The 10,592-nt window shown below is 44.9% G+C and carries 11 protein-coding genes; 7 read left to right on the plus strand and 4 right to left on the minus strand.

Annotated features, from left to right (window positions below):
• Positions 1 to 72 precede the first annotated feature (72 nt).
• Genes Q8K48_08565 through Q8K48_08585 form a run of 5 tightly spaced genes read left to right on the plus strand, consistent with a single transcriptional unit; the run spans position 73 to position 4,979 of the window.
• Positions 73 to 1,044, plus strand: a complete 972-nt coding sequence (locus Q8K48_08565; protein ID MDP1852447.1) for an ABC transporter permease — start codon at positions 73 to 75, stop codon at positions 1,042 to 1,044.
• Entirely contained in the window at positions 1,041 to 1,898 is an 858-nt protein-coding gene (locus Q8K48_08570) for an ABC transporter permease (GenBank protein MDP1852448.1), read from the plus strand. The genes Q8K48_08565 and Q8K48_08570 overlap by 4 nt, the downstream gene beginning before the upstream one ends.
• Positions 1,895 to 2,863 carry an ABC transporter ATP-binding protein gene (locus Q8K48_08575; GenBank protein MDP1852449.1) on the plus strand — a complete coding sequence of 323 codons (969 nt, stop codon included), beginning with the start codon at positions 1,895 to 1,897 and terminating at the stop codon, positions 2,861 to 2,863. Before Q8K48_08570 ends, Q8K48_08575 begins: the two co-directional genes overlap by 4 nt.
• A complete protein-coding gene (locus Q8K48_08580; GenBank protein MDP1852450.1) occupies positions 2,863 to 3,816 on the plus strand; it encodes an ATP-binding cassette domain-containing protein in 954 nt (317 codons plus the stop codon). The genes Q8K48_08575 and Q8K48_08580 overlap by 1 nt, the downstream gene beginning before the upstream one ends.
• Complete coding sequence (locus tag Q8K48_08585; GenBank protein MDP1852451.1) at positions 3,813 to 4,979, plus strand: anhydro-N-acetylmuramic acid kinase; 1,167 nt, start codon at positions 3,813 to 3,815, stop codon at positions 4,977 to 4,979. The genes Q8K48_08580 and Q8K48_08585 overlap by 4 nt, the downstream gene beginning before the upstream one ends.
• Here the strand turns inward: Q8K48_08585 and Q8K48_08590 are convergent.
• Positions 4,966 to 5,472: a GNAT family N-acetyltransferase gene (locus Q8K48_08590; protein MDP1852452.1), complete on the minus strand. Its 507-nt coding sequence runs from the start codon at positions 5,470 to 5,472 to the stop codon at positions 4,966 to 4,968. The two genes, Q8K48_08585 and Q8K48_08590, sit on opposite strands and share 14 nt — an antisense overlap.
• A 12-nt stretch (positions 5,473 to 5,484) precedes the next feature.
• Between Q8K48_08590 and Q8K48_08595 the strand changes: the two genes are divergently transcribed.
• Both Q8K48_08595 and Q8K48_08600 read left to right on the plus strand, forming a co-directional pair.
• Complete coding sequence (locus Q8K48_08595; GenBank protein ID MDP1852453.1) at positions 5,485 to 6,510, plus strand: enolase C-terminal domain-like protein; 1,026 nt, start codon at positions 5,485 to 5,487, stop codon at positions 6,508 to 6,510.
• Positions 6,507 to 7,538: a serine hydrolase domain-containing protein gene (locus tag Q8K48_08600; GenBank protein MDP1852454.1), complete on the plus strand. Its 1,032-nt coding sequence runs from the start codon at positions 6,507 to 6,509 to the stop codon at positions 7,536 to 7,538. The genes Q8K48_08595 and Q8K48_08600 overlap by 4 nt, the downstream gene beginning before the upstream one ends.
• Here Q8K48_08600 and Q8K48_08605 read toward each other — a convergent pair.
• From Q8K48_08605 to Q8K48_08615, 3 genes are read right to left on the minus strand one after another with little or no spacing between them, the layout of a single operon-like run.
• Entirely contained in the window at positions 7,535 to 8,386 is an 852-nt protein-coding gene (locus tag Q8K48_08605) for an A/G-specific adenine glycosylase (protein ID MDP1852455.1), read from the minus strand. The two genes, Q8K48_08600 and Q8K48_08605, sit on opposite strands and share 4 nt — an antisense overlap.
• Positions 8,383 to 9,750: a DNA repair protein RadA gene (gene radA / locus Q8K48_08610; GenBank protein ID MDP1852456.1), complete on the minus strand. Its 1,368-nt coding sequence runs from the start codon at positions 9,748 to 9,750 to the stop codon at positions 8,383 to 8,385. The genes Q8K48_08605 and radA overlap by 4 nt, the downstream gene beginning before the upstream one ends.
• Before the next feature lie 26 nt (positions 9,751 to 9,776).
• Positions 9,777 to 10,589: a hypothetical protein gene (locus tag Q8K48_08615; protein ID MDP1852457.1), complete on the minus strand. Its 813-nt coding sequence runs from the start codon at positions 10,587 to 10,589 to the stop codon at positions 9,777 to 9,779.
• Between the last annotated feature and the right edge of the window lie 3 nt (positions 10,590 to 10,592).

Here is a 10,592-nt window from a genome sequence, read left to right on the forward strand (position 1 = left end):
ATCTAATTTCACACACCGCCCTTTTCTTGAAATTTCACAGTATGTCAGCTTAGGGATGGGAGGCAGCTAGCGATGAACTTTAGACGAATTATGAAGTACCCCGGTGTTTCCCGTACCCTCAGCGTACTTACAACACTATTTGGAATATCGGTTTTTGTATTTCTAGTTCTTCGCGTTATTCCTGGAGACTCGATTACTGGTGCCTTTGGAATTGAAACAGGGGCGCTATCACCACAACAGATAGCTGAGCTTCGTGTCTACTATGGCATCGATCAATCCTTGTTTATGCAGTACATCTCTTGGATGCAAAGTTTCCTTTCGGGAAAATTTGGATTTGCCTACTCCACAGGCGTTTCAGTTGCCACGCTTACTAAATCCTCGTTACCAGTAACTATTGAACTTGCAATTATTGGAACTGTGCTTGGCGTAATTCTCGGGATTGCAATTGGAATGTTTAGCGCTAAAAAGCCTGGGAGTACAAGGGATTTCGCTGGCCAACTATTTGGATTATTGGCCTTAGCAATCCCAGGATTTGTCTTGAGCACTGGAATAGTCACAATTATGGCTAATAAGTTTCACTACTTTCCCAATGGTTATGAGTACATGACACCGTGGGAGAACCCCTGGATGAACTTCCAACAGATGATGTTTCCGGGTCTTGTCCTTGGTATCGCTGTGGCTGCTCCGGTTATGCGCACAACAAGATCTGCGCTACTTGAAACTGTTGACAAAGATTTCGTACGCACAGCCCATGGCAAGGGTGTGCCAAATAATACAGTGCAGCTTAGACATATTTTACGTAATTCTTTGATACCCATTGTGACAATGACTGGAATTCAATTCGGATACTTGTTAGGTGGCGCGGTAATTGTCGAAAAGATTTTCGCACTTCCCGGAATGGGGCGACAGATTTTGGATGCAATCATGAAGCGCGAGTATGCAACTGTACAAAGCAGCATCATGATTTTTGCCATTATGTTTGTATTAATTAATGTCGCAACAGATATTATCTATCGTAAAATCGATCCTCGGATAAAAAAATGAGAAATAAAGAGGAGAAGGCAAAAGGCGCACTTCATTACTATTTACAAAGCACGAGCGGTATCGTGGGCGCAGTACTAGTTTTGATCATGATTCTTGTTTCCATCTGTTCAATCTTTGGTATAACGCCTTATGACCCAGTAGAACAACACATTGAGAATATTTTGCAAGGTCCTTCTGCCCACTTTTGGTTTGGAACAGATGAGTTTGGTAGAGATGTATTTTCGCGAACATTAGAGGGCATGCGCAGATCGCTTACTGTGTCGATTACCGCTGTCACTCTCGCCGCCACTTTAGGCGTCTCTTTCGGAATTCTCGCAGGATATATTGGTAAATGGTTCGATCAATTAGTAACACGCGTAAGTGATGTATTTTTCGCTTTCCCGGCAATTTTGTTGGCCTTAGCGATTGTGGCTAGCCTCGGCAATGATTGGTATGACACAGCTCTTGCAATTGGAGTTGTTTACACACCGATATTTATTCGTGTAGCACGCGGTCCTGTCTTAACAGTTAAAGAGATGGATTACATTAAAATTTCGAGAGTTCTTGGCTTTTCATCCTTTCGAATTCTGAGAAAACATGTCTTTCCAAATGTTTTTGCGCCAATTGTTGTACAAATAGCACTCTCGCTATCTTGGGCGATTTTGACTGAATCTGGCTTAAGTTTCCTTGGTTTAGGTACCCAACCACCGACTCCTTCGCTTGGCCTAATGGTCTCGGAAGCTCAACCTCTCGCAGCCTTTGCGTGGTGGACTCTGGTTTTCCCATCACTCTTTATAACGATTGTTGTTGTGGGATTGAATTTGGTTGGTGATGGCTTACGTGATGCCTTAGATCCAGCTCGGAGAAGCTCATGACCGCACAACCATTGTTATCAGTTATTGATTTAGGAATTTCAACTATTCAAGATCCACGGGTACTCGTAAACAACGTTACATTTCATATAAATCCAGGTGAAGCCGTCGGCGTTGTTGGTGAAAGTGGATCTGGGAAAACCCTATCTGCGCTCTCAATTCTTGGACTTTTACCTAGAGGTGTTGGTGTTGTAAGTGGCGAAATTTTATTCAACGGCAAGAGCCTTCTAACTTTAAAAACTGATGAGTTACGACAGATACGTGGCAATGAAATTGCAATGATTTATCAGGATCCAATGACTGCATTGAATCCTGTGATGAAACTCGGCAAACAGTTACTAGAAGTAATCGCCTCTCATGACGGAATTGATTCTGAATCGGATAATCAAGTCAGAGCACTTCTCTCTGAAGTTGGAATTCCAGATGTGAACCGTGCAATGGAAAGTTATGCGCATGAATTTTCAGGTGGAATGCGCCAACGAATTATGATTGCTATGGCCCTATTGCTATCGCCCAAACTTCTGATTGCAGATGAGCCAACAACGGCTTTAGATGTAACCATTCAGCAGCAGATTTTGGCACTTGTTTCTGATGCTCGAAAAAAGAGAGATATGTCAATGCTCTGGATTACCCATGATTTAGGGGTTGTTGCAAATCTAGTAAACCGATTAAACGTTATGTATGCCGGAAGAATCGTTGAATCGGGTACCGTTGAAGAGATTTTTAGGAGGCCTAAACATCCATATACGGACGGACTTCTCTCATCACTTCCAACTTCTACTGGTACACAAAGAGAACGCTTAACTTCAATCGCAGGTGTCCCTGAAAAGCCCTGGCTAGTGGGGAATTCTTGTGGATTTGCTGCCCGTTGTTCACGCGCGCAGAACCGATGCCATAAAGAAATCCCACTTTCGGTAATAAAAGACGACAGCTCAGTAGCATGCTTCTTCCCGATAGGGAGTAAATAATGAATCTTGAAATTAAGAATGTAGAGAAGCTGTATAAGATAGTTTCAACCCAAACCATCATTCACGCGCTTAATGGCGTGGATATTACACTTCCTAGAGGAAAAACTCTTGGAATAGTTGGCGAAAGTGGCTGTGGAAAATCAACACTCGCAAGACTCGTCACTGGACTTGAAGCGCCTAATAGTGGCAGCATTATATGGAACGGTTCACCGATTCATAATGTAAATAAGGGAAGCTTTTCAACAAAGAAATCCGTAGTTCAACTTGTTTTTCAGGATCCTTATTCATCGCTTAATCCAAGACAGAGAATTGGGGATGCGATAAGTGAGATTATCTTCGTTCACAAGTTAGTTGAAAAGCAAGACATTGATTCTCGCGTCTCTGAACTTCTCTCTCTCGTCGGTTTGGCAGATGATTTAAAAAATCGATATCCCCATCAGCTTTCGGGAGGACAGAGGCAACGAGTAAGCATCGCTCGTGCATTAGCCGCTGAACCTAAGCTTTTAGTACTTGATGAGCCAGTCTCCGCCCTTGATGTTTCAGTTCGAGCAGAAGTGATGAACCTGTTAATTGATCTACGAGAAAAGTTAGGTCTTACCTACATTTTCATAAGCCATGATCTTGCAATGATTCGTTACATTAGTGATTTTGTCGCAGTGATGTATTTAGGCAAAATTGTAGAGTTTGGAAATTGGGAGCAGGTAATTAATGATCCTAAACATCCTTATACGCAAGCGTTAATTCAAGCGATGCCTGATCACACAGTTATCGGTAACCCCGAGTCACTTTCAAAAACTCTGCAAGGCGAAGTTCCTGACCCGGTTAATTTGCCGACTGGCTGTGCATTTCACTTAAGGTGCGTAAAAGCCACTCCGGCATGCGCGCAAGTCCCCCAAATTCTTACTGAAATCTCCCCGAAACACCAAGTGGCATGTATGGAGGCAAAGGCATGAAGATCATAGGTATGATTTCCGGTACTTCGTATGACGGAATGGATATTGCTTGTTGTGAGTTCGAGCAAGTTGGCGACACAATTGAAATCAAGCAAGTTGGCTTCGAAAGCGTTGAATACACGAGCGAGCTTCATGATTTGATCGCAGATTCAATGCCTCCGCGCGAGATAACGATGGAACGTGTCTGTATTTTAGATACACGAATTGCGCAAGAGTTTTCCCAAGCGGCTCAAAGGACTATGAAGCGTTTCGAATTCAAGCCAGATCTCATTGTTTCGCATGGTCAAACACTCTTTCACTGGATTGATGCCGAACACAAAGCTAAGGGCACGTTGCAATTAGGTGAACCAAGCTGGATAGCCGAAGAAACAGGCGTTTCCGTCCTTTCGAATATTCGATCTAGAGATGTTGCAGCAGGAGGACACGGAGCTCCATTGGTAAGCATTCTCGACCATTTGTTATTTAATGCCAGTGAGCAACCTGAGGGCGCTTTAAATTTAGGTGGTATTTCTAACATCACAATTGCAGGAAAAGGATTAACATCTACTGCTTATGACATTGGTCCAGCAAATGGATTAATGGATGCTGCGATTTTTGCTTTCACAGAAGGTGCCAAATCATTTGATGACGGCGGATCCATTGCTGCAACTGGAGTTGTAGATCAGGTATTACTTAAGAAGTTTCTTTCAGAGCCTTACTACGAACTACCTGCACCAAAATCAACGGGCAAAGAGTTATTTCATCTACCGTACATTATTGAATTCGCCGGTGCAATAGATACATGGAACCTTCCAAATCTCATGGCGACGCTTCTTGAATTAACTGTCGAAACTGTGGCACAAGAAGTTGAAAAGTTTAAACTTGCCAAGCTCTACGTTGCGGGAGGAGGATCGGCAAACCCGGTATTAATGGCTAGGTTGGGCCAACGCTTAAGTAGGTGTGAAGTGCTTTCGATGGGTGCATTAGGTATTGATCCACGGGCTAAAGAGGGCGTAACTTTTGCCCTTATTGGCTTTCTATCAATGCATGGTCATGCTGGACAAGTACCTAGCTGTACCGGTGCACGTGGTGAACGGATTTTGGGTTCTCTTACACCAGGAGTGAATGGTTTTCACGTGCCGGCGGCAAATCCAGTAAAACCGGTGCGAGTCAGAATAATTTAGATGGGGCAAGCATTTCGATCTCTGGATTTTTCCAGCGATCATCGATGCGCTCTTGCCCGGTCTCTTGAAATCCTAAGGAGCGATACAAATGTCGAGTCGGGGCATTGTTCTTGAAGACCCACAGCGTGATTTCTTCAAATCCAATCTCGCGAAGTGAAGCGAGTGCGTGCTTTAACAAAATCTTTCCCAATCCGCGCCCGGCATTATCTGGATGGACATATAACGAGAACAGGTGTCCTCGCATTGAATTCGACTCGTCACTTCCAACTCGAGTAACACCAACAACTTGGCCGGCTAGTTCGATCACAAAGGTGGTTCGAGCTGCATGTGGCGCCACAGAATGTGCCCACATCTGGTGCGCCTTTTCAACACTCATTTCATCTCTTACCGACTCGGGTAAAATATCTTTATATGAGGTTAGCCAGCAGGCTCTAAAAATCTTTACAAGAGAGTCTAAATCGGCCGTAGTAGCTTGCCGCACGAGAGATTCCATAGGTCACATACTATGACGAAAATAGTAGAAACTTCACTTGCAGTTCGAAAAGAGGCTTTGAATTCTAGTTTTTCTACCTCGCTTCGATCAGTGAGCGAACTTGATGTTATCGAATTCCATATCAAAACCGATGATGGTTATTGTGTTTTTGGTGAGACCGTAGCAACTCCAGCCATTACCGGTCACACATTAAGCACCATCCAAAGCGACTTGTCCGGAACCCTTACTACAGCGATTCTAAATAAGGATTTTGAACTTCCAGGAGATTTCTACCGTGACCATGTACAGGCCGAGACTGCAACCACGAGTGCCAAATCGGCAGTCGATCTAGCACTTTATGAACTTGCAGCGACGATACAAGCAAAAACATTGCCGGATTTGTTGGAATGCACAGTTAGTGAAGTTAAAAGCGATGTGACATTGCCGCTCTCGGGGGTTGATGATATCCCTCAACTTCTTGCTGCCCGATCAGAGTTCACTTCCTTTAAAGTCAAACTAAGCGGTGAAGAAATGGAGATTCGGGTTGAGAAGATCCAACTGATTAGGGATATTGTCGGAAGTAACTGTGGAATCCGCGTTGACCCTAATCAAGCATGGAGCGTTAAAGAGAGTATTAAGTTTTTAGAGGCAGTAGAACATCGAGGGCTAAATATTGAGTATTTGGAGCAACCAGTTTCTGCCCAAAACAAAAAGGGGTTGGCACAGATACGTGCACAAAGCAACACAAGGATTATGGCCGACGAATCAATATTCACGATCTTGGATTTAGAACAGCTAGTCCAACTTAATGCAGTCGATTTAATCAATATCAAGATTATTAAATCTGGTGGGATTACCCCTGCCTTAGAAATCATTAGTCGCGCAGAGCAGTTAGGTATTGATTTTTCCATTGGAACGATGATGGAGGGAGATAAAGGCGTTTTAGCGGCCGTTCTTCTAGCAGGTGCTTATAAATCTGATTATTGCCATGATTTAGATGCAGCGTGGTGGGCCACCAACTCCATACTTAAATACCGCAAAGGTAGGGTTTACATATGAGCGCGCCAGGGATGGTTATTGGAACATCAATTTCAGGTAACCGCACAATAACTGCAAGTGGATTCAGAAGTACTTTAGACCGGGATATCCCTCTAAAAATGCAGTCAGATACAAGCTTTGATTTAGCATCACTCACAAAAATTGTCGCTACGACATCATCACTCATGGTTCTTGTGGCAGAAAATGAAATTGGAATCGATGATCGAGTATCAAAGTTTCTTCCAGCGTGGAATACTAGTGAAAAGGGCGAGATTTCAATTCGTCACTTACTACAACACCGCTCTGGTTTGATGGAATGGAGACCGTTATATATATCTGCGAGCGATGTCGAAGGAGCACATTCGCTGATTGCCACTTCGCCTCTTCGCTACACAGTCGACAAGCAGAGGGCTTATTCGGATTTGGGTTTCATTACATTAGGATCCGTTATATCAGCAGTCACCAAAGTTGGATTTGTAGAAAGCGTAGGTAAACTCACTCTTAATAGATTGCCCCTTACGGCAACCAAATTTGCCACACCAGTAAATGTGAATAATGTTGCCGCTACATCGCGTGGTGACCGGTTTGAATACCAAATGGTTCAAAAGAAGATTCCATATCCAGTATCTGAAAATGTGGATGATTTTAAGGTTTGGAGGAGTCAAATAATTTCTGGAGAAGTTAACGATGGGAATGCTTTTCACGTATTTGACGGTGCCGCTTCCCATGCGGGTCTATTTTCAAATGCAAACGATTTATTGCAGTTTGGTGAGTTACTCCTGGAGCTAAATGAATTTAGAGTTTTTTGCCAAGATGGAATTGACGCGGACTTTCACCTGGGATTTAGAAGTTGGGTAGACACCTTTGACAACTGTAGCGCCCGTTTTTATGGTCACACTGGATTTACAGGAGTAATTCTCGCCGCCTCGCCGAAGCATAACGCAGTATTTGTTGGATTAAGCAATCGTCTTCATACAGATGGAGAAATTACTCCAACGGAAGAGATTTTTTCTCCGCATTTGCAGGAGCTTCACAGCCAACTTCATTAGCATGGAAGTCGATACCGGCTACGGGAAATTGACTGAATTAGTTGGTCTTCAAGAAGACTAACTAGCGCCTTTTCAACCTGTGATTCATCGGGCCAGAGTTTCTTGATTGCGTTTTCTGTAAGTGAGTTATTTTCACGGAGCGCCTGCACAATTGTGCCACGACATTTGCGGTCGGTGCCATGCCAACTTTGAGATCTACGAATCAGCTCTGTTTTTGGATAACCATTTATTCGCCAATTACATAAGGAGATAACCGGGCAGGTCTCACACTGTGGACTCTTGGAAGTACATACTACCGCGCCGAGTTCCATGGTCGCCGCCGCCCAGATGTGTGCATCTTTGATTGGAACTAGAGCATGGCGCTCTATTTTTTCCTTCGATGTTGGTGCGGGTGTCGGATGTTCATTGCCGTCAATAACGCGCGTTAGCAATCGGCGAATATTTATATCCATGACAAGTGTGCGTTTCTGAAAAGCAAAGCCAGAAATTGCCGCCGCAGTGTATTCACCAATACCTGGCAGTTGGCGAAGAGTTAATTCATCCTCTGGAACTTCATTGTTGAAATCCTCGGCAATAGTTTGTGCGGCGCTATGTAAGCGCAGTGCACGTCGCGGATAACCGAGTCGACCCCAAGCGGTAATTATTTCTGCTGGCGTAGCCGCTGCTAAATCTTTTGGTGTGGGCCAGCGATCCATCCATTCAATCCATTTAGGTAATACTCGGTTGACTGGTGTTTGTTGCAACATGTATTCGCTCACCATGACTCCCCACGGCGAAGTATTGCGCCACGGCAGATCTCTTATATTTTTCTTAAACCAATTAACTATCGGCTTTTCAAGCGGATTCATTCGCCAGTGATTTTTACCCGCGAGAGGGCTTGATCAAGGCGCGATACTTCAACTATCTCCATGCCATCGATCTTCACCTCTGATCCAGCAGGTACCAATGCGCGTTTAAAACCTAACCTGTAAGCCTCTTGCAATCGACGGTTAACTCCGCTGACTTTTCGAATTTCACCAGCCAAGCCGACTTCACCGATTGCAACTAAATCAGATGGTAGAGCCAGACCTTTTGCCGCCGATGCAACGGCCAGAGCTAGCGCTAAATCTGCGGCGGGCTCGGACATTTTCATTCCGCCAACGGTTGCTGCATAGACATCACGCCCACCTATTCGCACACCGGCACGAAGTTCTAGAACCGCTAGCGTCATTGATGTACGGGCAGAATCAAGACCCGATACAACTCGGCGAGCGTTTCCGAAATCATTTTCACGACCTTGACTAACTAAAGCTTGAATTTCGGCAAGTAAAGGGCGCCTGCCTTCAAGCGTCACGGTTACGCACGTACCTGGAACAGGTTCGGCGTGGCGAGAAGTAAATAAACCTGTCGGATCTAATACGGATTCGATTCCGGCATCGCTTAAATCAAAGCATCCAACTTCATCGGATGCACCAAAACGATTTTTTATCGCACGAATTAAGCGCAGCCGCGAGTGGCGCTCGCCTTCGAACTGCAAGACAACATCAACTATGTGTTCGAGCAAGCGAGGACCGGCAATTGATCCATCTTTTGTAACATGACCAACTAATAATAAAGTTATGTCGCGATCTTTACAGATTCGAATTAAGGCGCCAGCAACCTCGCGCACTTGTGTAACACCGCCAGGCGAACCATCGGCAGTTGCGCTACCAATAGTTTGTACAGAATCAATTATGACGAGCTGTGGTTTAACGGCATCGATATGTGCGATGACGGCACCTAAATCAGTCTCAGATGCCAAATACAAAAGAGGGTCGATGGCTTTGATTCGTTCGGCACGTAATCGAACCTGAGAAGCCGACTCTTCACCACTTATGTAGAGGGCAGATAAACCTTTAGATGCTGTTTGAGCTGCAACTGAAAGTAGCAGTGTGGATTTACCAACGCCCGGTTCACCCGCCAATAAAATTGCCGCGCCTGGAACTAAACCGCCACCTAAAACTCGATCAAGTTCAGAGACTCCAGTGGGACGTGCATGTGCGGCAGATAGATCGACGTCTCCAATTGGCGTTGCCGTATGTGTTACACGGCCTGGCACAAGTGAGAGTTTCTTAGGTGCGGCAATCTCTTCGACACAGCCCCACGCTTGGCACTCTCCACAGCGCCCAACCCATTTTTGTGAACCCCAACCGCACTCAGTGCAGCGGAATGGATCCTTTTCGACTTTAGCCATGGGAAGAGCCTAGAACTAAGGGCTGACTATTTCTTGGCTGCGGCAAGTGTTGCTGGATGTTGAATTACGAAGAGTGGGAGCGAGCGCGACTGGGCCTCGCGGATTCCCGCCATACGAATATCGCACAGGCGTGCGAGTTCGGCGTAAGGGAGTTCACCCATTAGCTTTTGAAGTTCGAATTTATTTGAGATGTATACCGGCTCGGTACCGACATGCGCATCCGTATTGCTCGTGCAGTACCAATCAAAATCATCTCCACCATCTCCCCATGCAAGACGCTCATACTCACCAATTACAGTAATCGAATATTCGCGCTCGCCAACTTCCCGAGTCTCAAAACTACGACGAAGTGGTAACTGCCAGCAAACATCAGGCTTTGTATCTACGAAATGCTTATTCTCTTTAATTGCTAAGTGGTGAAGAACACAACCAAATGATCCTGTGTATCCTTCGGCTTCATAACCTTTACGATTCAAAAATATACATCCATCTTCAACGCGGCGAGTTTTACGATCGCCATCCTCATCCTTTTCGGAGATGCGAAGTTTGGCACCTAACTTCTTAGGTCGAGCCTCTGAATAAAATTGCCACATCTCTGGGGTTAAATATGCCGCGGCTTTATCAGTGCGTGCCTCATCATCTTCATCGGTGTACATCGCACCTTCCGTACAACAACCTGCATTAGGTTGGCTCTTAAAAACTCCTTGGCAACCATCACCATAAATGCAGGTCCAATAAGAGGTTAACCAAGTGAGGTCGCACTTAAAAATTTCCTCTGGGTTGGTTGGATCTGAGAACTCAACCCAATCACGTGCAAAACCTGGCTTTACTTCGGACATAGT

The organism is Candidatus Planktophila sp. (assembly GCA_030681675.1).
GTDB lineage: Bacteria > Actinomycetota > Actinomycetes > Nanopelagicales > Nanopelagicaceae > Planktophila.